Genomic DNA, 24,379 nt, shown 5'->3' with positions numbered 1-24,379 from the left:
TCAGGGCGGCGGCGGTTTCTTTCCGCGCCGCCGGCGGCGCCTCCGGCGGCGCGGCTCCCCCTCCCCTTCACCGACGCCCGCCTCCACCGCCGGCATGACGCTCTCCCGCGCGTAGCGCTCCCACCAGTCGAGCACCTTCATCCCCTCGCCGGTGAGAAGGGAGCGGCATCGAAGGTAGGCAATCGCCTCGGCAAAGCAGTTGCGGGCAAGCACCGCCTGGGGACGCTTGCCGGGAATCTTGCGGAGGCGGTGCTGCAGCGCCAGCATCTCCCGGACCGCGAGCCCGATCCGGTGGGGGACGGCGACCAGCGGTGCCTGTTCCCCCAGGAATTCGGCCACGGCGGCGCTCACCGACTCCTGGGGTGGGACTCCCGCTGCCGCGAGCTCATCGGCCCGCTCCTCCAGGAACTCCCCGAACATGAGCGCCAGGAGGAGCGGCGGCGACACCGGTTCTCCGCTCCCCACCTGGCCGTCGACCCATTCGAGGGCCTTGCCGGGCTGGGTGTGGGGAAAGCCGGCGCTCTCCCGGTCGAGCCAGGCGCTGAAGCGGGGAAAGAGGTGCCCGAAGAGCCCCGTCTGGCGCATGAGCTGAAAGACCCGCTCCCCCTCCCCCGAGAGAAAGAGCTTGAGGACCTCCTCGTAGAGCCGCGGCGCCGTGGCCCGGGTGATGGTCGGGGCGAGCTCCAGGAGCGCATTCCAGGTCTCCTTCTCGACGGTGAAGCCGAGGAGCGCGGCAAAGCGGACCGCCCGGAGCATCCGGACCGGGTCCTCAGTGAAGCGGACCAGGGGAGCGCCGATGGTCCGGATCACCCCCCGCCGCAGGTCCTCCATTCCCCCCACGTAGTCGATGATCGAAAAATCGGCGATATTGTACGAAAGGGCGTTGACGGTGAAGTCGCGCCGCAGCGCGTCCTCCTCCGGGGTGCCGAAGACGTTGTCCCGCAGCACCACCCCCTCGTCGCTCACCAGATGCCGCGGCGGACGGGGGCGTTCCCCTTCCGCCGGCTCCCCGCCGGGCGTCGGGGCCGGTTCCGGCTCCTCCTCCCCCGCGGCGAGAGCCCGGAAGGTGGCAACCTCGATGATCTCGTCCTGGAAGTGGATATGGGCGAGCCGGAACCGCCGCCCCACGAGCCGGCAGTTGCGGAAGAGCCGCTTCACCTGATTCGGGGTGGCGTCGGTCGCTACGTCGAAGTCCTTCGGCTCGCGGCCGAGGAGGAGGTCCCGGACGCACCCCCCCACCAGGAAGGCGAGGTGACCGTTGTCCCTGAGGCGGTAGAGGACCCGGAGGGCGTTGGGGCTGACGAGGGAGCGGGAGATGGGGTGGTCGGCGCGGGTGATAATGACGGGGGCTCGTGTGCTCATGGGGGTTACATAACACAGAACCGGCCGAAAAGCAAAAACAGCCCCCCGCCCGGAAAGAGGCATTTCTTGATCTGGGTCATGACAACGCCGCCCCGTTTATCCTATGATTGGCCCCATGGAACCGTTCACGAAAAAACAGCAGCACGACCTCAGGGTCCTGATCGACTTCGTCCGGGTCTACTGCCATGCCCGCCATGACCGGGCAGGCCGCGCGCCGGTCGAGCTCCCCCCCGAGGTCGCCCACCGCTACCGCAGGGGGGTGGAACTCTGCGGCGAATGCGCCGGCCTCCTCGCCCACGGCATCGCCAGGCGGCGCAAGTGCCCCCTCGATCCGAAGCCGTCGTGCAAGCATTGCCGCATCCACTGCTACGGCAAGGAGTACCGGGCCCGGATCCGCGAGGTAATGGGGTTCTCGGGAAGACGGATGATCATGCGCGGCCGGTTCGACTACCTCTGGCACTACTTTTTCTGAGCCGTTACGACATAAAGCTACCGATTGAATGAGGGGAGAAAAACCATGATCAGAAAAATCGTCCAGATCGACGAAGAAGCGTGCAACGGCTGCGGCCTCTGCGTCCCGGCCTGCGCCGAAGGGGCCATCAGGATCGTCGGCGGCAAGGCGGTGCTCTCCGCCGACAACCTCTGCGACGGCCTCGGCGCCTGCCTCGGGGACTGTCCGCGGGATGCCATCCGAATCATCGAGCGGGAGGCCGATGCCTTCGACGAGGAGGCGGTGGACGAGCACCTGAGACAGACCGGCCGCGCGCCTGTATCCCATCCGCCGCACCACGCCGTTTCTTCCCACCAGCACCACGCCGGCGGCGGCTGCCCCGGTTCCCGGGCCATGGTCCTCGACGCCCCCCCGAAAGCCGACGGGACCACGCCGGCGCCCCCCCAGCCGAGCAGGCTTCGCCAGTGGCCGGTCCAGCTCCACCTGGTCCCCCCCGCCGCCCCCTACTTCCAGGATGCGGACCTCGTCATCGCCGCCGACTGCGTCCCCTTCGCCTACGCCGACTTCCACCGCGACTTCCTCGACGGGAGGGCGCTGGCCATCGGCTGCCCCAAGCTCGACGACAACCGGTTCTACCAGGAGAAGCTGGCGGAGCTCTTCCGGGTCTCCACCATCAGGAGCATCACGGTCCTGCGGATGGAGGTCCCCTGCTGCGGCGGCATCGTCATGGCGGCCCGCCAGGCCCTGGCCGCCTCGGGAAAGGAAATCCCCTTCCGCGAGGTCACCATCGGCATCCAGGGCACCGTGAAGTAGCCGTTTCCCCTGCCCCGTCTTCCCGCCGGTCACCCCCGGGGGAAACCCGGAGAAGACGGGGGCTTTTTTCTTCTCGCGGTCCAAAAGACTAAAAAGACTCTTTTTATCTTTTTTCGATTGACAAGGGGTCCCGGGGCTGGTATCTATTTCCCTGTGCCATTCAATTTCACGCCGGAAAGGAGATACCACCCCATGTGCCTCTGTACCCTCGTAACCCAGGAAGCCCCCGATTTCACCGCCGATGCGGTCATGCCCGATAACACCTTCGGCACCATCAAGCTTTCGAGCTTCCGCGGCAAGTACGTGATCCTCTTCTTCTACCCCCTCGACTTCACCTTCGTCTGCCCGTCGGAGATCCTCGCCTTCAACAAGACGATCGACAAATTCAAGGCGAAGAACTGCGAAGTCCTCGGTGTCTCCGTCGACTCCAAGTTCACCCATCTCGCCTGGAAGAACACCAAGGTAGAAGACGGCGGCATCGGCAACATCCAGTATCCTCTCGTTTCCGACCTCAACAAGGAGATCGCCAAGCAGTACGGGGTCCTCTTCAACAACTCCGTGGCGCTTCGCGGCCTCTTCCTGATCGACACCAGGGGGATCGTCCGCCACGCGATCATCAACGACCTCCCTCTCGGCCGCAGCGTGACCGAGGCGATGCGGATGGTCGACGCCCTCCAGTTCGTCGAGACCCACGGCGACCAGGTCTGCCCCGCCAACTGGCAGGAGGGGGAAGAGGCGATGAAGCCGACCGCGGCGGGAGTTGCCGATTACCTCGCCAAGCACGCGGTGGGATAGCGCAGACACGGCAGCCCAGACAGAGACGGCATGGTCCCCCGGGCCGTGCCGTTTCTGCTTCAATCACCACAGTCACCCTCGGACCGATGCCATGGACGACCTCCACCTGACCGACACCCCGCTCCTCTCCGGCGCCGACCCGACGGAAGGGGTGGTGGCGGCGGAACTGGCGGGACGCTTCATCCGCCTTTTCATCCGCACCCCCCACGGCGTCGTCTTCCAGGATGTCCCCTTCCGCCCCTTCATCGTCTTGGCGGACCCCGACCTCCTGGCCGGCTTCAAGGGGGAGGTGGAACTGCGCCCCCTGGCCGGCCCGGGCGAACTCCGCCATCTCGCCCTCTTCCGCGACTGGCGCGACTGCACCTCGGCGAAGGAGCTCCTGGCGAAACGAAGCGGCCACACCCCGTCGTCCCCCGACGCCCCCTACCTCTTTCTCTCCGATCCGGTCCACCAGCACCTCCTCCTCACCGGCACGACCCTCTTCAAGGGGTTGGAGTTCCCGCAGCTCCGCCGCCTCGCCCTCGACATCGAGACCGCCTGCGCCCCCGGATTCGAGTTCTCCAACCCCGCCCGGGAGGAGGACCGGATCCTCTCCATCGCCGTCATGGAAGAAGGGGGATTCGAGGCGTACCTCTCGGGGCACGAGCTCGACGAGCGGGAGATGCTGGAGCGGCTCACCGCCATCATCCGCGAGCGGGACCCGGACGTGATCGAGGGGCACAACCTCTTCCGCTTCGACCTGGAGTACATCCGCGCCCGGGCCGCCCGCCATGGGGTGCGGCTCGCCTGGGGACGCGACGGGAGCCTGCCGCGGGTCCACCCCTCGCGCTTCACCGTGGCTGAGCGGGTCGTCGACTACCCCCGCTGGGACATCTACGGCCGCTCCGTCATCGACACCTACTTCATCCTCCTGATCTACGACGTCGCGAGCCGCGCACTGGAGAGCCACGGACTAAAACAGGCGGCGCGCCACTTCGGCCTCGCCTCCCCCGACCGGGTCTACCTCGACCGCCAGGCGATGGACGAGATCTTCCGGACCGACCCCGAGGCTCTGCGGCGCTACAACCTGGACGACGTGCGGGAAACCCTCGCCCTTTCCCGGCTCCTCTCCCACTCCTGGTTTCTCCAGGCCCGGATCTTCCCTTACAGCTACCAGAGCTGCGTCATCCGCGGCAACGCGACCCGGATCAACGCCCTCTTTCTGAGGGAGTATCTCCGCCGGGGGGTGGCCATCCCGCTCCCCTCCGGGGAAGCGGCCACTTTCGAGGGGGGGTACACCGACATCTTCGAGACCGGGGTCCTCTCCCCCATCGTCCACTGCGACGTCGCCTCCCTCTACCCCTCCCTCATGCTCGCCTACGGCATCGCGCCGGCCCGGGAGAGCCTCGGCCTCTTCCTGCCGCTGCTGCGAAGCCTGCGGGAGTTCCGCCTGCGGGCCAAGGCCCTCGCCCGGCAGGCGACGGAGCCGCACGAACGGGAGTACTACGAGGCCCTCCAGCAGACCTTCAAGGTCCTGATCAACTCCTTCTACGGCTACCTCGGCACCACCCTCCACTCCTTCGCCGACGTGCGGGCAGCCGCCAAGGTGACCCGGCTCGGCCGGGAGACCATCGGCACCATGCTGCAGTGGCTGCGGTCCCGGGGGGCCCGCCCCGTGGAGGTGGATACCGACGGCATCTACTTCATCCCTCCCCCGGGAATCACCTCGCCAGAGCAGGAGCAGGCGCTGGTCCGCGAGCTGTCGGCGACGCTTCCCGAGGGGATCGAGGTGGAGCTGGACGGCCGCTACCGGGCCGTCTTCTCCTACAAGATGAAGAACTACGCCCTCCTGGGCCATGACGGCGCGGTGACCGTCAGGGGGAGCGCCCTCAAGTCCCGGGGGATCGAGCGCTACCTGCGGGAATTCATGGCGGAGGTGATCCGGCTCCTGCTGACCGGCCAGGGGGAGGCGATCCCGTCGCTTCACGACGAATACGCCCGGCGTCTCCGGGACCACCTCATCCCGGTCGACCGGCTCGCCCGGACCGAAACCCTCGGCGAGGCGCCGGCCACCTATCTCCAGAAGGTTCGCCAGGGAAAGCGCAATCCGTCGGCGGCCTTCGAGATTGCGCTCCGCTCGGACCACGACTACCGGGCCGGCGACCAGATCAGCTACTACGTCACCGGCCGGGGGAAAGGGGTGACGGTGTACGAAAGCTGCAAGCCGGCATCACGGTACGATCCCGTCCGCCCCGACGAAAACACCGAATACTACCTGGACAAGCTCCACCAGATGCTGAAGCGGTTCGCCCCCTTCCTGCCGCGGGAGCGCTCCCTCTTCGACTGAAGAGCCTCGTCGCTTGCTACCCCAAAACATTTGTGTTACAAGGGGTATCAGGTATCCACCTTCCACCATAAGGAGAATCTTCTATGCGTTCCGTCACGCTTGCCCTCCTCCTTCTCGCAACGCTCGCCCTGACCCCCCCCGCCTTCGCCCAGGACGGCCCCAAACCCGAATTCATCGCGGAGAAGATGGCCTTCAAATTCGCCCGCGGCGTCACCAATCTCGCCACCGCCGTCGTCGAGCTCCCCAAGCAGTCGTACCTGAGCGTCCGGGACCGGGGGACGGTCGGCTACGTCATCGGCCCCCTCAAGGGAATCGGCATGACCGCTTACCGGGCGTTCATCGGCGCGGCCGAGACGGTCTTCTTCCTCGTTCCGCAGCCCGGCTACTACGACCCGATGATCGAGCCGGATTATGTCTGGAAGGGGTGGGAGGAACCGCGGAGCGAACCGGGACAGGTCGCCGCCGGCGAACAGAGCGGCGGCCACCAGGGAGAGGGGCAATGACCCGTTGCCAGCGCATTCTGATCGCAGGGTTGGCCATCATGGTGACGGCAGCCTGCTTCTCGCCGGCTTCCGCCGCAGGGTTGCGGAACATCGACAACACCTCGGCGCAGGAGGTCGTGGATGGGATGGCGAACAAGTTCTCGCGGGGGGTTGCCAACACGGCCACCGGCTGGCTGGAGCTGCCGAAACAGATCTATGTGACCTGGCAGGAATCGGGCCCGACGAAGGGAATCCTTCTCGGGCCGCTGAAAGGGGTGGGGATGACCGTAGTGAGGACGCTGAGCGGCGTCGGGGAGCTGGCGACCTTCTTCGTCGCCTGGCCCGGCTTTTACGACCCCTATCTCGATCCTCCCTACGTCTGGGAGAAGGAATAGAAGGTGCCCGGTGCCGGTAGAGTCCGGCAGAGAGGAATGACCATAAAAAAGCCGCATCCAAAGATGCGGCTTTTCTTGTACTGCAATGAAAGAAGATTTACTTCTTCTCGGCAGCCGGAGCAGCCGGAGCAGCTTCTTCCTTCTTTTTCTCGACTTTCTTGGCAGCCTTCTTGGCCTTCTTCACCTTCTTGGCCTTCTTGGCCGGCTTCTTCTCTTCCTTCTTCTCGGCAGCAGCCGGAGCGGCAGCCGGAGCTTCTTCTTTCTTCGGCTCGGCGGCGAACACGACGCCGGCGAAAGAAACGGCTACCAGGGCGGCTACGATCGAGGACAGCACTTTTTTCATTACAACACCTCCAAAGGATATTTTGTTCCGGCAGTACAGCAGGGTCCGTGCCACTTTCTCACCGGCACCGCAACATGCCGATTTTGCACCGGATCCCGCGCTCCCCGTCTCCCGCACCCCCCTTCCCCTTACCGTATTGCACCGCATATCATCTGCAGATTGCCGCATATGCGGCACTTCGGGGCGGGGTCTGCAGAAACGTCGCCCACCCCCACGCCGTTTCTTGCCAAAAAAGGAAAAATGTACTATTTTAAAACGTTTTCGTGCACTGCGGCTGCGAGCCGCAGCACCTGGAGCGTACTACTTGCCCCACAACAGCCTGCTTGCCATAGAAAAACCCGCCCGTTACATGGGGAGCGAAGTCGGTTCACGCCCGAAGAACGGGGTCGAGGTCCGCTTTGTCCTCGCGTTCCCCGACGTCTACGAGGTGGGGATGAGCCACCTGGGGCTCCAGATCCTCTATGCGGTCCTCAACGACCAGCCGTGGGTGGCGGCCGAGCGGGCCTACACCCCGTGGCCCGACAGGGAGGAGCAGCTGCGGGCGGAGCGCACTCACCTCGCCACCCTGGAGAGCGGCACCCCCCTGGCCCGGGCCGACATCCTCGGCTTCACCCTCCAGTACGAACTCTCCTACACCAACATCCTCACCATGCTCGACCTGGCGGGGATCCCCTTCCTCGCCGCCGAGAGGGACAAGGAGTTCCCGCTGGTCATCGGCGGCGGCCCCTGCGCCTGCAACCCGGAGCCGCTGGCTGAGATCTTCGACGCCTTCCTCCTGGGCGACGGCGAGGAGGCGGTAGTGGAAATCGCCGCCGCCTGCCGCGACTGGAAAAGAAGCGGCGACCCGAAGCACGAGCTCCTGGAGCAGCTCGCCCGGATCGACGGAGTCTACGTTCCCTCCTTCTTCGCGGTGGAGTATCACGGCGACGGTCGCCTCAGGGCCGTCACCCCGCTGCAGGAAGGGTACGGGCGGGTCCGGCGCCGTTTCATCGCCGACCTGAACGACGCCGTCTACCCCACCGCGCCGGTGGTCCCCTTCCTCAAGACGGTCCACGACCGGGTCAGCGTCGAGATCGGCCGGGGGTGCACCCGCGGCTGCCGTTTCTGCCAGGCAGGCTACCTCTACCGGCCGGTGCGGGAGCGCTCGCCGGAGAAGATCCTGGCACTGGTGGAGGAAACGCTGCGGGGGACCGGCTACGACGAGATCTCGCTCCTCTCCCTATCCACCGGCGACTACGGCTGCCTCACCCCCCTCCTCAAGGAGCTGATGGTCCGTTATGCCGAGGAGAAGGTGGCGGTGTCGCTCCCGTCGCTGCGAGTGGGAAGCCTCAACCAGGAGCTGGTGGAGGAGATCCGCAAGGTGCGCAAGACCGGTTTCACCCTCGCCCCCGAGGCGGGGAGCGAACGGCTGCGCGGGATCATCAACAAGGGGATCACCGAGGAGGACCTGCTTCGCAACGCCTTCGAGGCCTACTCCAACGGCTGGCGCCTCATCAAGCTCTACTTCATGATCGGCCTCCCCGGCGAGACCGAGGAGGACCTCCACGGCATCGTGGAGCTGGCCCGCAAGGTGAAGCTCGAAGGGAAGCGGGCCGGCAGTGGCGGCGAGGTGAACGTCTCGGTCTCCACCTTCGTCCCCAAGGCCCATACCCCCTTCCAGTGGGAACCCCAGATCGGCCACGACGAGATCCTCGCCCGGCAGGCGCTTCTGCGCACGGAGCTGCGAGCGAAGCGGCTCGTCTTCAAGTGGCACGACGCCCCCCTATCCTTCATGGAGGGGGTCTTCGCCCGGGGAGACCGGCGCCTCGCCGCGGCCCTGATCCGGGCATGGGAGCTCGGCTGCCGCTTCGACGGTTGGGGGGACCGGTTCAACGCCGCGGCATGGCGCGACGCCTTCGAGGAGGTCGACATCGATCCCTGCTTCTACCACCGCCGGCGGGAGCGGGACGAGGTCCTCCCCTGGGATCACCTCGACTTCGGCGTCACCAGGGCGTTCCTCTTGGGGGAGCTGGACAAGTCCGGCCTCGGCACCCCCACCGACGACTGCCGCTCCGGCCGCTGCAGCGGCTGTGGGGTCTGCGATTTCGACCGGATCAGGATCCGGCTCGCCGACGGCGGCTGGCAGGGGGCCCCCACCTCCCGGACCGCAGCACGCCCGGAGGACGACGGGAAGGTGACGATCCGCTGCCGCTACACCAAGACCGGCCCGCTCCGCTATCTGAGCCACCTGGAAATGATCGGCCTCTTCACCCGGGCCGTGGGACGCGGCCGGATCCCGATCCGGTACTCCCGGGGGTTCCATCCCCACCCCAAATTCTCGTTTGCCACCGCCCTTTCGGTCGGTGTAGAATCGTGGGCCGAATACCTGGACCTGGAGGTCGCCCCCGGCTTCACCCCTGAGGAGGTGATGGAGCGGCTCAACGCCACCCTCCCCCACGGGATGCGGATCATGGAAGCGCTGGTTGTTCCTCCCGGCACCCCGTCCCTCTCGGTCCTCATGGACAAGGTCCGCTACCGGGTCATCCTCCCGGCGGGGGCCGAGGCCGGCCTCGCCGACTGCGCGGCCGCCTTCCTCGCCCTCGAAAGCTTCCCCTTCCGCAAGGAAAAGAAGGGGAAAAAGCCCGTCGAATACGACCTGCGCCGGGAGCTGGCCGACCTCGCGGCCTCCGGCAATGCCCTGGAACTCATCATCGGCCGGGGAAAACCGCTGGAGTACGCCGCCGCCATCACCGGCCTCCCTCCCGAGGACCTGGCCGGCGCCCGGATCGAAAAGCTCGACGTCCTGTTCAAAGACACGCCCTTACCATTACCCATACAGATACAGGATATGACCAATGGCCAATGAACTCGTCATCAACACCTCCTCCCACGAGACCCGCATCGCCCTGATCGAGAACGGCACCATCGCCGAGCTCTACATCGAGCGGAGCCGGGTCCGGGGGATCGTCGGCAACATCTACAAGGGAAAGGTCGTCCGGGTCCTCCCCGGCATGCAGGCGGCCTTCGTCGACATCGGCCTGGAGAAGGCGGCCTTCCTCTATGTGGCCGACGTCTTCGACGCCATGGAGGAGTTCGAGACCTTTATGGACGGTAACGGCAAGGGGGAGTCGGGGGAGAGTGAACAGGTGATCCAGCCGCTCCACCCCATCGAGGACCTGCTCCAGGAGGGGCAGGAGATCCTCGTCCAGGTCTCCAAGGAGCCGATCGGCACCAAGGGGGCCCGGATCACCTCCCACATCTCCCTTCCCGGCCGGCACCTGGTCTACATGCCGACCGTGGACCACGTGGGGATCTCCCGCCGCATCGAGGAAGAGGAGGAGCGGGAGCGGCTCAGGGAGATCGTCGAGCGGGTGAAGCCCCCCGCCGGCGGCTTCATCGTCCGGACCGCCGCCGAAGGAAAGAGCGAGGAAGACCTCGTCGCGGACATGCACTACCTCACGAAGCTCTGGGAGGAGATCGTCAGGCGCAACGAGCGGGGGCACGCCCCTTCCCTCATCCACGCCGACCTCGACGTGACCCAGAAGGTGATCCGCGACATCCTCACCGAGGACGTGAACAGGATCGTCGTCGACTCCAAGCACGAGCACGACAAGATCGTCCAGTTCATCTCCACCTTCATGCCGAAGATGAAGTACACCATGGAGCTCTACGACGAGGACGAGCCGATCTTCGACCACTTCGGGCTGGAGGTGGAGATCAGCCGGGCCCTGGGGCGCAAGGTCTGGCTGAAATCGGGGGGCTACATCATCATCGAGCAGACCGAGGCGCTGACCGCCATCGACGTCAACACCGGCCGCTTCGTCGGCAAGCACAACCTGGAGGACACCATCCTCAAGACCAACCTGGAGGCGGTGAAGGAGATCGCCTACCAGTTGCGGCTGCGCAACATCGGCGGGATCATCATCATCGACTTCATCGACATGGAGAAGGAGGTGAACCGCGAGAAGGTCTTTACCGCCCTGGAAGAGGCGATGAAGGCCGACAAGTCCAAGACCAACATCCTGAAGATATCGGAGCTGGGGCTGGTGGAGATGACCCGCAAGCGGGTGCGGGAGTCGATCGGGCGGATGCTCTGCGAGCAGTGCCCCTACTGCGAGGGGCGCGGCTACGTGAAGACCAAGACCACCGTCTGCCACGAGATCTTCCGGGAGCTGCGGCGCGAGATGCTCGACATCCGCGGCACGAAGGTGATGCTCACGGTCCACCCCCAGGTGGCCGACCTCCTCTACGACGAGGAGCGCCGGGGGCTGGAGGAGCTGGAGAAGAAGTTCAAGAAGCGGATCACCGTCCGGGCCAAACCCGGTTTCCACCAGGAACAGTTCGAAATCGCCATCAGCTGACACATGCAAAGGAACGCCCCCATGATCGGAACCCCCCTCAAGAAAAGCGCCACCCGCCTCATGCTCCTCGGCTCCGGCGAGCTCGGGAAGGAAGTGGTCCTCGAGGCCCAGCGGCTCGGCGTGGAGGTAATCGCCGTCGACCGCTACGCCGACGCCCCGGCCATGCAGGTGGCCCACCGCGCCCATGTGGTCAACATGCAGGATCGGACCGAGCTCGGCCGGGTCGTCGCCCAGGAGCGGCCGCACCTGATCGTCCCGGAGATCGAGGCGATCGACACCCCCTACCTCCGGGAACTGGAGCAGGAGGGGTACACCGTGATCCCCACGGCGCGGGCCACCAACCTGACCATGAACCGCGAGGGGATCCGGCGCCTGGCGGCGGAGGAACTGAGCCTGCCGACGGCGGCCTACCGCTTCGCCGCAAGCCTTGAGGCATTCCGCGCCGCGGTGGCGCAGATCGGCCTCCCCTGCGTGGTGAAGCCGATCATGAGCTCCTCCGGCAAGGGGCAGAGCGTCGTGAAGAGCGCCGAGGAGATCGACGGCGCCTGGACCTACGCCATGGAAGGGGCCCGGGGCGCCTCCGACACCGTGATCGTCGAGGAGTTCATCCCCTTCGACTACGAGATCACGCTCCTCACCGTGCGCCATGCCGGCGGCACCACCTTCTGCCCCCCTATCGGCCACGTCCAGATCAAGGGGGACTACCACGAGTCGTGGCAACCGATGGCCATGACGGCGGCCGCCCTACAGGAGTCGCAACGCCAAGCCAAGGCGGTGACCGACGCCCTCGGCGGCTTCGGCATCTTCGGGGTGGAGCTCTTCGTCAAGGGAGACCGGGTCTGGTTCAGTGAGGTGTCACCCCGCCCCCACGACACCGGCATGGTGACGATGATCTCCCAGAACCTCTCCGAGTTCGAGCTTCACGTCCGGGCGATCCTCGGCCTCCCCGTCCCCGAGGTCGTGAACGTCTCACCGGCCGCCTCCCACGTCGTACTGGCCACCGGGACGGCCGATGAAGTCGCCTTCGACGGCCTGAGGGAAGCCCTCTCCGTACCGGAGACCAAGCTCCGCCTCTTCGGCAAGCCCGACACCCGCCCGGGGCGGCGAATGGGAGTGGCGCTCTCCTTCGGCGCCGACACGGACGAAGCGCGAGCCCGGGCCGAGCAGTCGGCCCATGCGGTGCGGATTGTCATCCCCTGACATTGCCATTCCCACGGAGGCTTGCCATGGTATTCGCCGCCAAGGTTTCCGAGATCCCCGACTGGGGAAAAAAAGTCGTCACCGTCAACGGCCGGGAGATCCTCCTCGTCAGGGCAAAGGGAGCGGTCTACGCCTGCGAGACCGACTGCCCCCACCAGGGAGCCCCCCTCTCCGGCGCCCTGCTCAAGGATGCGGAGCATCTCTCCTGCCAGCGCCACGGCTATCGCTTTAGCCTGAAGACCGGCGCCTGCCGGGAGTTTCCCGAGTACACCCTGAAGATCTTCCCGGTGCAGATAGCAGGAGACGACGTCATGGTCGAGGTCGGATAAAAAACCCCTTGACTCATGGTGCTTTTCCCGATATGCTTTCACGCTCTTCAAAAAATTTGCGTAAAGGTGGTGAAGTACATGTACGCAGTAGTGAGAACCGGAGGGAAGCAGTATAAAGTTTCCGAAGGCGACTTTCTGAAAGTCGAAAAGCTCGACGGCGCCGTTGGCGACACGATCGAGCTCAGCGAAGTCCTGATGGTTGGCGGCGACACGGTCAAGATCGGAACACCGTTAGTGCCCAGCGCCTCTGTGGTCGGCAAGATTGTCGAGCAGGGCAAAGACAAGAAGATCCTCGTCTTCAAGTCGAAGCGGCGCAAGGACAGCAGGAAACTGCGCGGCCACCGTCAACCGAGAACGATCCTCAAGATCGAGAAGATCAACGGTTAACCAGCATCGGACACATCAGTAACGACGGCCCGCAACCCTGACCGATCAGATAGAGGAAGCCGTCAGGAGGTTTGACACCATGGCACACAAGAAAGGCGTCGGTTCCACACGAAACGGACGCGATTCGGAATCCAAACGACTCGGCTGCAAGAAGTACGGCGGCGAGGCCGTGAAAGCGGGGAACATCATCTACCGCCAGCGCGGCACCCAGATCCACCCCGGCACCAACGTCGGCTGCGGCAAGGACTATACCCTCTTCGCCCTGATCGACGGGGTCGTGAAGTTCGAGCGGATGGGGCGGGACAAGAAAAAGGTTTCCGTCTACCCGGCGAACTGATTTCCGCCGCGCAACAGGAACCCAAAAGCCTGGGACTTTCGAGTTCCGGGCTTTTGTTGTTTGTTGAATCGAGGAGCGGTCACACACCATGCAGTTCATCGATGAAGTAAAGATCCACGTGGAATCGGGCCACGGCGGCGCCGGTTGCGTCTCCTTCCGGCGGGAGAAGTTCATCCCCTACGGCGGCCCCAATGGCGGCGACGGCGGCAAGGGGGGAGACGTCGTCATCGAGGTCGACCCAAACCTCTCCACCCTCCTCGACCTGCGCTACCGTCCCCACCTCAAGGCGGGGAAGGGTAAAAACGGCATGGGGAGCGACCGCCACGGCGCCAACGGCGACGACCTGGAGATCCGGGTCCCCGCCGGGACCCTCATCAGGGACGCCGAGAGCGGGGAGGTCCTCGCCGACCTGACCGAGCAAGGCCAGACCATGGTCCTCCTCAAGGGGGGGCGGGGCGGCCAGGGAAACGCCCGCTTCGCCACCTCCACCAACCGGGCCCCCAAGTTTGCCCAACCGGGGGAGCCGGGGGAGGAGCGGTGGCTGCGGCTGGAGTTGAAGCTCATGGCCGACGTGGGGCTCCTCGGCTTTCCCAACGTGGGGAAATCGTCCTTCATCACCAGGATATCCGCCGCCCGCCCCAAGATCGCCGACTATCCCTTCACCACCCTCAAGCCGAATCTGGGAGTGGTGCCGTACAAGAACTACCGCTCCTTCGTGGTGGCCGACATCCCGGGCATCATCGAGGGGGCGGCCGAGGGGGCGGGGCTCGGGCACCGCTTCTTGAAGCACGTGGAACGGACCAATGTCCTGCTCCACATCCTCGACCTCTCCTGGATCCCCGACCGGGACCCGATCCGGGAGTTCGAGACCCTGAACCGGGAACTCGCCCTCTTCAGCCCGGAGCTGGTGGAGAAGCGCCAGATCGTCGTGGTCAACAAGCTCGACCTCCCGACGGTGCGCGAGAACCTCCCGAAGGTCCTCCCCTGGTTCGAAGAGCGGGGGCTCGCCGTCTTTCCCATCTCCGCCGCCACCGGCGAAGGGATTGCGCCGCTGCTGGACGAGATCGCCCGCAACCTTTGGGGAATCGCCGAAGAAGAGTGGTAGGAGCCGTTTGCCCGTTGGCGGCAGACATGGTATTTTCCTGAGACCGGCCGGAACTCCGGCCCCATGACAGTGTCCCATGCGAACCGAGATCCTGAAGAAGGCCAAACGCATCGTCATCAAGATCGGCAGCCGGGTCCTCACCTGCGAGGACAACGGCCTCGACCTCGCCCTCATCGACGGTCTGGCCGCCGAAGTCGCCGCCCTTCGGAAAGAGGGGCACGAGGTGATCATCGTCTCCTCCGGCGCCGTGGCCGCCGGGCGCAAGGAGCTCGGGATCGGGGGGCGCCCCAGGAGCATTCCCCAGAAGCAGGCGGCGGCGGCCATCGGCCAGTCCCGCCTCATGCGCACCTACGAGGAGGCCTTCGCGCGGTTCGGCCACAAGGTGGCCCAGATCCTCCTCACCCGGGACGATCTCGCCAACCGCCTCCGTTTCCTCAACGCCCGCGCCACCCTGGACACCCTCCTCTCCTTCGGGGTCATCCCGGTCATCAACGAGAACGACACGGTGGTGGTGGAGGAAATCAAGTTCGGCGACAACGACAACCTCTCGGCCCTGGTGACCAACCTGGCCGAGGCGAACCTCCTCGTCATCCTGACCGACATCGACGGCTTCTACGACTCGGACCCCCGCTCTAACCCCGACGCGAAGCTGATTCACCTGGTCCGCAGCATCACGCGGGAGACCGAGCGGGCCGCCGGCGGGAGCGCCTCCACCGTCGGGACCGGCGGGATGGTGACCAAGCTCGCCGCGGCGAAAAAGGCGGGGCAGTCCGGCGTTCCGACCCTCATGGTGAACGGCAAGGTGCCGGGGATCCTGGCCGAGGCGTTCGCGGGGCACGAGGTCGGCACCCTCTTTCTGCCGGCGCGGGAGAGCCTGAACCGGCGCAAGCACTGGATCGCCCACACCCTTAAGCCGTCGGGGCGGATCATCGTGGACGAAGGGGCCCGGGCGGTCCTCGCCCGCCAGGGAAAGAGCCTCCTCCCCTCCGGTGTGATCCGGGTGGAGGGGGAATTCGACCGGGGAGCCTGCGTCCGGGTCTGCGGCCCCGATGAAATCGAGATCGCCCGGGGACTCGTCGATTACTCCCACGCCGAGATCGAACGGATCCTCGGCCACCGCAGCGGGGAGATCGAGACGATCCTCGGCTATAAATACGGGGATGAGATCATCCACAGGGACAACCTAGTCATTCTTTAACGGAGGGCAGGATATGACCATCGCAGAGAAGATCCGGAAAATCGCCGACGACGCCCGGCAGGCCGCCATCGCCATGGCGCAGCTTTCCACCGGGGCCAAGAACGACCTCCTCCTGGCCATGGCCATGTCCCTCATCAACAATGCCCCTCACCTGATCGAGGAGAACCGGAAGGACCTGGAGGCGGGGGAGAAGAAGGGGCTCGCGGCCGCCATGCTCGACCGCCTCATGCTGAACGAGGCGCGGATCAAGGCGATGGCCGACGGCCTGCGGGAGGTGGCGGCCCTCCCCGATCCGGTGGGGGAGGTGACACGGATGTGGAAGCGCCCCAACGACCTGATGGTCGGGAAGATGCGGATCCCCCTCGGCGTCATCGGGATCATCTACGAGGCGCGCCCCAACGTCACCGCAGACGCCGCGGCACTCTGCCTCAAGGCGGGGAACGGCGTGATCCTCCGCGGCGGCTCCGAGGCGATCTACTCCAACGTCGCCATCGCCCGCATCCTCACCGACGAGATGAAGAAGGCGGGGATCCCCGAGGCGGCCCTGTCGGTGATCCCCTTTGTGGAGCGGGAGGGAGTCCTGGAGATGCTCAAGCAGGATGAGTTTATCGACCTGATCATCCCGCGCGGCGGCGAGAGCCTGATCCGTTTCGTGGTGGAGCACTCCAAGATCCCGGTCATCAAGCACTACAAGGGGGTCTGCCACATCTTCGTCGACGCTGCGGCCGACTTCGACATGGCTGAGCGGATCGTCGTCAACGCCAAGGTCCAGCGCCCCGGCGTCTGCAACTCCCTGGAGACCCTCCTGATCCACAAGGACATCGCCGAGACCTTCGTTCCCCGCATCGCCGAGACCCTCGCGAACCTCGACGTGGAACTGCGGGGGGATGACTGCTTCCGCCAGTTCGCCCCCGGGGCAAAGGCCGCCACCGAGGAAGACTGGGCCGCCGAGTACCTGGAGTTGATCCTCGCCGCCCGCGTGGTCGACGGCCTGGACGAGGCGGTGGCCCACATCAACCGCTACGGCTCCCTCCACACCGAGGCGATCGTCACGGGGGACTACCGCAACGCCCAACGCTTCATTCGGGAGGTGAACTCCAGCACGGTGCTCGTCAACGCCTCCACCCGCTTCGCGGATGGCAACCAGCTGGGGCTTGGCGCCGAGATCGGGATCTCCACCACCAAGCTCCACTCCTTCGGCCCCATGGGGCTGGAGGATCTCACCACCACGAAATTCATAGTCTACGGCGACGGGCAGATCAGACAGTGAAAACCGGCATCCTCGGCGGCACCTTCAACCCGATCCACCACGCCCACCTCCGCATCGCAGAGGAGGTCCGGGACCGCTTCGGCCTCGACCGGGTGATCTTCATCCCGGCCGCGGCGCCCCCCCACAAGCCGATGGCGGGGGAGCTGCCGTTCAAGACCCGGTGCGAGATGGTGCGCCTCGCCACCGCCGACAACCCCGCCTTCGCCGTCTCGGGCATCGAGGGGCGGCGCGCGGGGAAGTCCTACTCCATCGACACGCTCCGGGAGCTGCGGCAGGAGCATCCGGGGGACGAGTTCTTCTTCATCATCGGGAGCGACTCGTTTCTCGACATCAGCTCATGGCGGGAATACGCCGCCATCTTCGACGCGTGCAACATCGTCGTGGTGGAGCGGCCGGGGGCGGAAGTGCCCGATCTGGCGGCGACCCTGCCGGTTGCCATCGCCTCCCGGTTCTGCTATCATCCCGCCGAAAAGCGGCTTGCCCATTACTCGGGATACTCGGTCTACTACCTGGCCGGCGTCCCCCTCGACATTTCGTCCAGCGCCATCCGCGCCCTCGCCCGTCTCGGCCGGTCGATCAGGTATCTGGTGCCGGAGCGGGTCGAGCAGTACATCAAGGAACAAAGGATCTATACCGATGCCGGATAAACCGACGCTCACCCCCCGGGAGCGCGCGCTGCAGTGCGCCCGCTTCGCCCTCGACAAGAAGGCCCTCGACGTGAAGGTCCTGGAGATCAGGCGCCTCACCTCCATCGCCGACTACCTGGTGCTCGCCACCGGCCGCTCCGACAAGCAGGCCCAGGCCATCGCCGATTCGGTGAAGAAGGGGCTCAAGCCCTACGGCAAGGCCCTGGACGTGGAAGGGCTCAACGAAGGAAACTGGATCGTCATCGACTACGGCGACGTGATCGTTCACGTCTTCCGGGAAGAACTCCGCGGCTACTACGACCTGGACGAACTCTGGTCCGAGGCCCCCCTGCTGGAGATCCCGGCCGAGTACCTTTGGGAAGGAAAAGAGGGTCAGGGGACGTGAAGCTCCGCGTCCTCTGGGTCGGCAAGACCCAGGAGGAGTGGGTGCGGCGCGGCATCGACGAGTACGCCGGCCGGATCAGGCGCTACGCCCCTCTGGAGCTCGCCGAGGCGCGGGACGAAAAGGGAGCCGCCGCCGAAGCGATGCGGGCCCGGGAGTGCGACCGGCTCGAAAAGCTCCTCCCGCGGAACACTCGCCTCGTCCTCCTGGACGAACGGGGCGAAGAGATGACCTCCCCCCAGTTCGCCGCCTTCATCGCCCGGCAGCGGGACAGCGCCGTGCCGGAGCTCGCCTTCGCCATTGGCGGCGCTTACGGCTTCGCCGACAGCTTCCGGGCCCGGGCGGACAGGACCATCGCCCTCTCCCGCATGACCCTCACCCACCAGATGGTGCGGGTCGTGCTCCTGGAGCAGCTCTACCGCGCCCACACGATCATCAACGGAGAACCGTACCATCACTGAACACAAGGAGTGCCCATGCCGAGAAAGCCGCTGCTCCTCATGATCCTCGACGGCTGGGGGATCAGCCCCCACCGCGAGAACAACGCCATCGCCCTGGCGCAGACGCCGAACATGACCAGCCTCTGCGCCTCCTACCCCTGCGTGGAGATGCAGACCTCGGGGCTCGCCGTGGGGCTCCCCGACGGCCAGATGGGGAACTCGGAAGTGGGACACCTGAACATCGGCGCCGGCCGCGTCGTCTACCAGGACCTGACCCGGATCACCAAGTCGATCCGGGACGGCGATTTCTTCGCCAATCCGGTGCTACGCGACTGCATTGCCCGGGCGAAGGCGGCAGGGGGGAGGCTCCACCTCGCCGCCCTCCTCTCCGACGGCGGCGTCCACTCGCACCTCACCCACCTCTACGCCCTGCTGGAACTGGCCAAGCGCGAGGGGCTCGCCGAGGTGTACGTCCACGCGCTCCTCGACGGCCGCGACACCCCGCCCCAAAGCGGCGCCGACTACCTGGCCCAGCTTGAAGCGGAGATGCGCAGGATCGGCATCGGCACGCTCGCCACGGTCATCGGCCGCTACTACGCCATGGACCGGGACAACCGGTGGGAGAGGGTGGAGCGGGCCTACGACGCCATGGTCCGAGGGAAGGGGATCCGTCAGTCCGGCGCCGCCGAGGCGATCGCCGCCAGCTATGCCGCCGGGGTCACCGACGAATTCGTGGAACCGACGGTCATCGCGGGGAGTGACGCACCGGCGGGAAGAATTGAGGACGGCGACGGCTTCATCTTCTTCAACTTCCGCTCCGACCGGGCCCGGGAGATCACCCGCGCCCTCACCGCCCCCGCATTCACCGGCTTCCCGCGGGGAAGCGCGCCGGCCCTCGCCTCCTACGTCTGCATGACCGAGTACGATGCCACCTTCGGCCTCCCCATCGCCTTCGCGCCGGAGGAGCTCACCAACATCTTCGGCGAGGTCGTGAGCCACGCCGGGCTTCGCCAGCTCCGGATCGCCGAGACCGAGAAATACGCCCACGTCACCTTCTTCTTCAACGGGGGGAGCGAGACCCCCTTCCCCGGCGAAGACCGCTGCCTCATCCCCTCCCCGAAGGAGGTCGCCACCTACGACCTGAAACCGGAGATGAGCGCCTTCCCCGTCACCGACGAGCTCCTGAAGCGGCTCGACGAAGGGGTTTACGACGTAATCATCCTCAACCTCGCCAACGCCGACATGGTGGGACACACCGGCATCCTCGACGCGGCCATCCGGGCCATCGAGGCGGTGGATCAGTGCGTCGGCAGGCTTGTGGCCAAGGTGCGCGAGAAGGGGGGAGCGGCCATCATCACCGCCGACCATGGCAACGCCGAGGTGATGGTGGACGAGAACGGCGGCCCCCACACTGCCCACACCAGCGATCTGGTGCCGCTGGTTCTCGTGGACGACTCGCGCCGCAACGCCCGGCTTCGCCCCGGCATCCTGGCCGACATCGCGCCGACCATGCTCGACATCCTCGGCATCCCCAAGCCGGCGGAGATGACCGGCACGAGCCTCATCGTCTCCTGAACCCGCGGTTGCCGGCATTTTTGACACTTCCGCCGCCGGCTTTCTGACAACACAAAGGGCGCTGCCGATTTTCCGACAGCGCCCTTTTATTTGCCCTTCCGTTTCTCCGCGACAGGGGGAGATCCTACCCTTCCTCCTCCTCGTTGAAGGAAATCTCGCGGTAGGCCCGATCCTCCTCGAACCGGCGGGTCTGGGCTTGGAGCTTCTCCATTTCCGACTGGCACCGGACGCAGAAACGGGCGAACGGCATCACTTTGAGACGGCCGAGGGGGATCTCCTCCTCGCACTCTTCACATATCCCGTATTCGCCGTCCTCGATCCGCAGCAGGGCCTCGTCGATCTGGCGGAGCTTGTCCCGCTCCCGGTCGTTTAGCAGCAGCCCCAGCTCGCGGTCCCGCTCGCTGGAGGCCTGGTCGTAGATGTCGCCGGTCGGCTCGCCGGTGGTGGTCTCGGAGCCCGACTTCATCGCCTTGCTTATTCCCGCAAGGATCTCCTCCTTCGCCTTGAGGAGAAGAGCCTTCATTTCTTCCTGTTTTTCAACCATTTACACAACTCCATAAAGTGATTTGAGGGGTTAAGGGTCACGAAATATTACCCAAAACGCCCCCGTTGTCAAGCGAAAAGCAGGCCTACCCGGAGGAGCCGCTCCCTCAGGAGACGATCTCCCCGATCAGGTCATAGTCCGACGAGTCGGTGATCCGCAGACGGACGATATCGCCGACGTTGGCGGTGCCGGCGGTGATGTAGACCTGGCCGTCGATGTCGGGGGCCTGGCGGGAGGAACGCCCTCTGAGGAGGAGTTCCGTCTCCTCGCTGTACCCCTCCACCACCACCTCCTCGACGGTATCGATGAGGCGCCGGTTACGCTTGAAGGAAAGCCGGGCCTGGGTCCGCATCAGCTTCTTGTGGCGCTCGCGCTTGACCCGCTCGGAGACCTGGTCGACCATCTCCGCCGCCGGGGTCCCCTCCTCGCGGGAGTAGCAGAAGACCCCGAGCCGGTCGAACTGGGCCTCCTCGACGAAGTGGAGGAGCTTGCGGAAGTCATCGTCGGTCTCGCCGGGGAAGCCCACGATGAGGGAGGTCCGCAGGGCGATATCGGGAATCTCTTCCTTGAGCTTCGCCATGAGCGCCCGAATCTCCGCCTCGCCGCTACGGCGGTTCATCCGTTTCAGGACCGGGTCGCTGATATGCTGGATCGGGAGGTCGAGGTACTTGCAGACCTTCGGCTCGTTCCTGATGGTCTCGATGAGGCTGTTGGTGATCCCGTCCGGGTAGGCATAGAGGAGACGGATCCACCGCACCCCCTCGATGGCCGCCAGCTCGCCGATGAGCGATTCGAGGGTCGGCCGCCCCGGGAGATCGCGGCCGTAGGCGGTGATGTCCTGGGCGATGAGGTTCAGCTCCTTCACGCCGCCGGCTGCCAGTTCCCGGGCCTCGCGCACCAGGTCCGTCAGCGGACGGGAGCGTAACGCCCCCCGCAGCGACGGAATCACGCAGTATGAGCAGCAGTTGGAGCACCCCTCGGCGATCTTGAGGTAGGCGGTGTAGGAGGGGGACGACTTGAGGCGCGGCAGGGTCTCGTCATAGATGAAGTTCGGGTCCCCCACGTAGCGGATCTGCTCCTCCCGCCCCTGCTTTTCCGCGATGATCTCGGCAATCCGGGGATAGTCGCCGGTGCCGACGAAGATGTCGACCTCGGGGAGCTCCCTGGCCAGTTCCTCCTGGTAGCGCTGCGGCAGACAGCCGGTGACGATGAGGAGCTTGCAGTTGGCGTCGTGCTTGCGGTCGGCCAGATCGAGGATCGTGTCGATGCTCTCCTGCTTCGCCTCCTTGATGAACGAACAGGTATTGACGATGATGATGTCGGCCTCCCGTTCGTCGGTGGTGATCTCGTAGCGGTCCTTGGCGAGGCAGCCGAGCATCACCTCGGCGTCCACCAGGTTTTTCGGACAGCCGAGGCTGACCATGCTGATCTTTTCCTTAACGGCGTTGCTCACTTTCACCTCGTGTATATTGACAGTTAAGGCCGGCAGAGACCGGCCCATGTGCTAATCGCGGAAATTGACGAACTGCAGCTCGATCCCCAGGTCCTTCCCCTTGAGGAGCCGAATCGCCTCCTGAAGGTCGTCCCGGCTCTTTCCCGTCACCCGCACCTGGTCGTCCTGAATCTGTCCCTGCACCTTGAGCTTGGAGTCCTTGATGACGGCGACGATCTCCTTCCCCTTCTCCTTCGACACCCCCTGCTGGATGGTGACGATCTGGCGCACCATTCCGCCCGATGCCGCCTCCGCCTTGCCGTACTGGAGTGCCTTGGGAGAGATGCCGCGCTTGATGAATTTGGACTGGAGGATGTCGACCACCGCCTTGAGCCGGAAATCGTCATCGGCAAGGATCCTGATCGACTCCTTCTCCAGGGTCACCTCGCACTTGGCCCCCTTGAAATCGTAGCGCTGGCCGATCTCCTTCACGGTCTGGTTCACCGCATTGTCGACCTCCTGCATATCCACCCTGGAAACAATGTCAAACGAAGGCATCCGTATTCCTCCTTCTGCTGCTCTCTGTATTATTTCTTCCCCATGGGGTTGGCGATGACCTCAACGCCGGCGGGAACCTTGAAGGTGAAGAGTGCGGCGCTCACCCCCCGGTTCACCCTGATCTTGCTGAATTCGATGACCGTGCGGTTGCCGAGCTGGTCGAAGACGACCGAGGAGAGTATCGGAAACGGCACCGACGCCCTTCCCGTCCGCTCGAACTCATCGACCGCCCGACCCGACACCGTCAGGTGGAGCTTCGAGAACGCCTGACCCGGCTTTTTCGGCACGAGCTCCAGGAGGTAGTTTCCCTTCGCGTCGCGCCCCCCGCCGAGGAGCCGCACCGTGAAATCCCTGGAGACCGTTCCCATGCCGGTGAGGTACGAGAGCGCCACCCCTCCCCCCCCCGCAAAGAGGGCGGAGGCGTCCATGGTCATCACCTGCCGGTTCTCCGGCAGGTAGTACCAGACGGTCTTGCCGTTGGAGACGATCTGCTGGGGCGGCCTGACGTAGTTGAAGCGGAACATCGCCCCGCTGCTGCTCCCCTTCTTGATGAAGAGCTCCCCCGACCCCGTCTGGGACCGCTTCACCGACGCCAGTTCGGTACGCTGGGAAAACGCCGCCTGCAGGTCCCTGAGCGAAGAGTACCCCTGTTCGAGGGTGGAGACCACGTCTCCCAGCGATGCCGCGGACGCCGCCTGCGAAACCATCAGCAGAGCGACAAGAAAGGGTGCGATCTTGCGGAAAAACATCGGCTCCTCCTGGATGTTGAAACGGGAAGTAAACAGCGAGGGCGGCATGACCAACACCGCCCTCTCGTCGAAAAATCAGCTATAGCGGGAGCTTCAGCGTCCCCGGGGAGGCTTCACGATCTGCACCCCCGGCGGGATGGCGAAGTTGAAGAGGCTATCGCTCAGCATGATATTCGCCCGCACGTTGCTGAACTCGATGGTCGTCGTGTTCCCGTCGTGGTCCACCATGGTGGTGGAGAGGATCGGGAAGGCCCATTCCGGCCGACCGAGGGACGCGAAGGTGGCTGCGATATTCCTGCCGCTGCGCACGTAACTCAGCACCGTGTCGCGGTTGACGACGACGTAGAGTTTCGCGATGGCGGCGGTGGCGCGCCGGGGGGTAAGCTCCAGCACGTAGTTCCCCGCGATGTCGCGCTGGTCGGGGGCGAACACCACGAGGAAATCCTTCGATATCCGCGGCAGCCCCTGGAGGAAATTCGACGCCCGGTCCCGCGCGGGGTTGAAGGTATACGGGTTGAAGACCGGCGTCACGTCGCTCAGGATCACCTGCCGGTTCTCGGGAAGGTACATCCAGAGGGTCCGGCCGTTGGAGACGATCTCCTGCTGCAGTGGGCGGAAGTAGTCGAACCGGAACATGAGCGGGTCGCGGGTCGTGGCGCTGCGGAAGAACATCTCGCCGTCGGCCCGCATCTCGCGCTGTTTCGCGGCGAGGGTCGAACGCTGGAAAAAGTCCGCGGTCACCGTCTTCAGCGGCGACGCACCGTAGGGATCGGCGGGATTGGGGAGAAACGACTTCTCCACCGTGTCGATCACGTCCTGGAGCCCGACGTTCACCGTCCCGACCGGTGCGGCCAGAGCCGGCACCACGGACCCGATAAGCGCCAGCCCCGCAAGCAGGAGTCTCAGAGCGTTCATCTCT

Annotated in this window: 26 protein-coding genes; 19 read left to right on the top strand and 7 right to left on the bottom strand. The window is 65.4% G+C overall.

Features of this window, described 5'->3' with window-relative positions:
* Positions 1 to 1,362, bottom strand: coding sequence for a polynucleotide adenylyltransferase PcnB (gene pcnB, locus M6689_RS11490; protein ID WP_298271742.1), 1,362 nt, complete (start codon positions 1,360 to 1,362; stop codon positions 1 to 3).
* A gap of 115 nt (positions 1,363 to 1,477) precedes the next feature.
* Here pcnB and M6689_RS11485 point away from each other — a divergent pair, with 115 nt between their 5' ends.
* The 6 genes from M6689_RS11485 (at position 1,478) to M6689_RS11460 (ending at position 6,624) form a co-directional block, all read left to right on the top strand.
* Positions 1,478 to 1,834 (top strand): nitrous oxide-stimulated promoter family protein, encoded by a 357-nt coding sequence (locus M6689_RS11485; protein WP_298271740.1) that lies wholly within the window; start codon positions 1,478 to 1,480, stop codon positions 1,832 to 1,834.
* 45 nt (positions 1,835 to 1,879) lie between these two features.
* Positions 1,880 to 2,626, top strand: coding sequence for an ATP-binding protein (locus M6689_RS11480; protein WP_298271738.1), 747 nt, complete (start codon positions 1,880 to 1,882; stop codon positions 2,624 to 2,626).
* 192 nt (positions 2,627 to 2,818) lie between these two features.
* Positions 2,819 to 3,421 carry a peroxiredoxin gene (locus M6689_RS11475; protein WP_298271735.1) on the top strand — a complete coding sequence of 201 codons (603 nt, stop codon included), beginning with the start codon at positions 2,819 to 2,821 and terminating at the stop codon, positions 3,419 to 3,421.
* 91 nt (positions 3,422 to 3,512) lie between these two features.
* Complete coding sequence (locus M6689_RS11470) at positions 3,513 to 5,747, top strand: DNA polymerase domain-containing protein (protein WP_298271733.1); 2,235 nt, start codon at positions 3,513 to 3,515, stop codon at positions 5,745 to 5,747.
* A gap of 83 nt (positions 5,748 to 5,830) precedes the next feature.
* Positions 5,831 to 6,250 (top strand): exosortase system-associated protein, TIGR04073 family, encoded by a 420-nt coding sequence (locus tag M6689_RS11465; protein ID WP_298271731.1) that lies wholly within the window; start codon positions 5,831 to 5,833, stop codon positions 6,248 to 6,250.
* 38 nt (positions 6,251 to 6,288) lie between these two features.
* Positions 6,289 to 6,624 carry an exosortase system-associated protein, TIGR04073 family gene (locus M6689_RS11460; protein WP_298271844.1) on the top strand — a complete coding sequence of 112 codons (336 nt, stop codon included), beginning with the start codon at positions 6,289 to 6,291 and terminating at the stop codon, positions 6,622 to 6,624.
* Between the two features lie 97 nt (positions 6,625 to 6,721).
* On the opposite strand, the gene M6689_RS11455 is transcribed toward M6689_RS11460, so the two are convergent.
* Positions 6,722 to 6,967, bottom strand: a complete 246-nt coding sequence (locus tag M6689_RS11455; RefSeq protein WP_298271729.1) for a hypothetical protein — start codon at positions 6,965 to 6,967, stop codon at positions 6,722 to 6,724.
* 304 nt (positions 6,968 to 7,271) lie between these two features.
* Between M6689_RS11455 and M6689_RS11450 the strand changes: the two genes are divergently transcribed.
* From M6689_RS11450 to gpmI, 13 genes are all read left to right on the top strand, one after another.
* Positions 7,272 to 9,812 (top strand): TIGR03960 family B12-binding radical SAM protein, encoded by a 2,541-nt coding sequence (locus M6689_RS11450; RefSeq protein WP_298271727.1) that lies wholly within the window; start codon positions 7,272 to 7,274, stop codon positions 9,810 to 9,812.
* On the top strand, positions 9,802 to 11,307 hold the full coding sequence (rng, locus tag M6689_RS11445; RefSeq protein ID WP_298271725.1) for a ribonuclease G: 1,506 nt from the start codon (positions 9,802 to 9,804) through the stop codon (positions 11,305 to 11,307). Before M6689_RS11450 ends, rng begins: the two co-directional genes overlap by 11 nt.
* 21 nt (positions 11,308 to 11,328) lie before the next feature.
* The gene (gene purT / locus M6689_RS11440; protein WP_298271722.1) at positions 11,329 to 12,507 is read left to right on the top strand and encodes a formate-dependent phosphoribosylglycinamide formyltransferase; all 1,179 of its coding nucleotides are present in this window, start codon (positions 11,329 to 11,331) and stop codon (positions 12,505 to 12,507) included.
* A 26-nt stretch (positions 12,508 to 12,533) separates the two neighbouring features.
* Entirely contained in the window at positions 12,534 to 12,836 is a 303-nt protein-coding gene (locus M6689_RS11435) for a Rieske (2Fe-2S) protein (RefSeq protein WP_298271720.1), read from the top strand.
* A 78-nt stretch (positions 12,837 to 12,914) separates the two neighbouring features.
* Positions 12,915 to 13,223, top strand: coding sequence for a 50S ribosomal protein L21 (rplU, locus tag M6689_RS11430; protein ID WP_298271717.1), 309 nt, complete (start codon positions 12,915 to 12,917; stop codon positions 13,221 to 13,223).
* Positions 13,224 to 13,302: 79 nt separating this feature from the next.
* On the top strand, positions 13,303 to 13,560 hold the full coding sequence (gene rpmA / locus M6689_RS11425) for a 50S ribosomal protein L27 (protein WP_298271714.1): 258 nt from the start codon (positions 13,303 to 13,305) through the stop codon (positions 13,558 to 13,560).
* A gap of 88 nt (positions 13,561 to 13,648) precedes the next feature.
* Positions 13,649 to 14,665, top strand: coding sequence for a GTPase ObgE (obgE, locus tag M6689_RS11420; RefSeq protein WP_298271711.1), 1,017 nt, complete (start codon positions 13,649 to 13,651; stop codon positions 14,663 to 14,665).
* Between the two features lie 76 nt (positions 14,666 to 14,741).
* Entirely contained in the window at positions 14,742 to 15,863 is a 1,122-nt protein-coding gene (gene proB / locus M6689_RS11415) for a glutamate 5-kinase (protein WP_298271709.1), read from the top strand.
* A 13-nt stretch (positions 15,864 to 15,876) separates the two neighbouring features.
* Positions 15,877 to 17,133 (top strand): glutamate-5-semialdehyde dehydrogenase, encoded by a 1,257-nt coding sequence (locus M6689_RS11410; protein WP_298271707.1) that lies wholly within the window; start codon positions 15,877 to 15,879, stop codon positions 17,131 to 17,133.
* Complete coding sequence (nadD, locus tag M6689_RS11405; RefSeq protein ID WP_298271705.1) at positions 17,130 to 17,780, top strand: nicotinate-nucleotide adenylyltransferase; 651 nt, start codon at positions 17,130 to 17,132, stop codon at positions 17,778 to 17,780. The genes M6689_RS11410 and nadD overlap by 4 nt, the downstream gene beginning before the upstream one ends.
* Complete coding sequence (gene rsfS / locus M6689_RS11400) at positions 17,770 to 18,165, top strand: ribosome silencing factor (RefSeq protein ID WP_298271703.1); 396 nt, start codon at positions 17,770 to 17,772, stop codon at positions 18,163 to 18,165. The genes nadD and rsfS overlap by 11 nt, the downstream gene beginning before the upstream one ends.
* Positions 18,162 to 18,623, top strand: coding sequence for a 23S rRNA (pseudouridine(1915)-N(3))-methyltransferase RlmH (locus M6689_RS11395; RefSeq protein WP_298271701.1), 462 nt, complete (start codon positions 18,162 to 18,164; stop codon positions 18,621 to 18,623). Before rsfS ends, M6689_RS11395 begins: the two co-directional genes overlap by 4 nt.
* Positions 18,624 to 18,638: 15 nt before the next feature.
* A complete protein-coding gene (gene gpmI / locus M6689_RS11390; RefSeq protein ID WP_298271699.1) occupies positions 18,639 to 20,177 on the top strand; it encodes a 2,3-bisphosphoglycerate-independent phosphoglycerate mutase in 1,539 nt (512 codons plus the stop codon).
* A gap of 124 nt (positions 20,178 to 20,301) precedes the next feature.
* On the opposite strand, the gene M6689_RS11385 is transcribed toward gpmI, so the two are convergent.
* From M6689_RS11385 to M6689_RS11365, 5 genes are all read right to left on the bottom strand, one after another.
* Positions 20,302 to 20,721 (bottom strand): TraR/DksA family transcriptional regulator, encoded by a 420-nt coding sequence (locus M6689_RS11385; protein WP_298271696.1) that lies wholly within the window; start codon positions 20,719 to 20,721, stop codon positions 20,302 to 20,304.
* A gap of 106 nt (positions 20,722 to 20,827) precedes the next feature.
* Positions 20,828 to 22,174, bottom strand: a complete 1,347-nt coding sequence (rimO, locus tag M6689_RS11380) for a 30S ribosomal protein S12 methylthiotransferase RimO (protein WP_298271693.1) — start codon at positions 22,172 to 22,174, stop codon at positions 20,828 to 20,830.
* Positions 22,175 to 22,225: 51 nt separating this feature from the next.
* Positions 22,226 to 22,711, bottom strand: coding sequence for a YajQ family cyclic di-GMP-binding protein (locus M6689_RS11375; RefSeq protein ID WP_298271690.1), 486 nt, complete (start codon positions 22,709 to 22,711; stop codon positions 22,226 to 22,228).
* Between the two features lie 29 nt (positions 22,712 to 22,740).
* Positions 22,741 to 23,460: an outer membrane lipoprotein carrier protein LolA gene (locus tag M6689_RS11370; RefSeq protein ID WP_298271842.1), complete on the bottom strand. Its 720-nt coding sequence runs from the start codon at positions 23,458 to 23,460 to the stop codon at positions 22,741 to 22,743.
* Positions 23,461 to 23,553: 93 nt separating this feature from the next.
* Positions 23,554 to 24,375, bottom strand: a complete 822-nt coding sequence (locus tag M6689_RS11365; protein WP_298271687.1) for an outer membrane lipoprotein carrier protein LolA — start codon at positions 24,373 to 24,375, stop codon at positions 23,554 to 23,556.
* Positions 24,376 to 24,379 lie beyond the last annotated feature (4 nt).

The organism is Geobacter sp. (genome assembly GCF_027327745.1).
In the GTDB taxonomy this organism is placed as follows: Bacteria; Desulfobacterota; Desulfuromonadia; order Geobacterales; family Geobacteraceae; genus Geobacter.
This window is presented reverse-complemented; position numbering and strand designations above follow the sequence as displayed.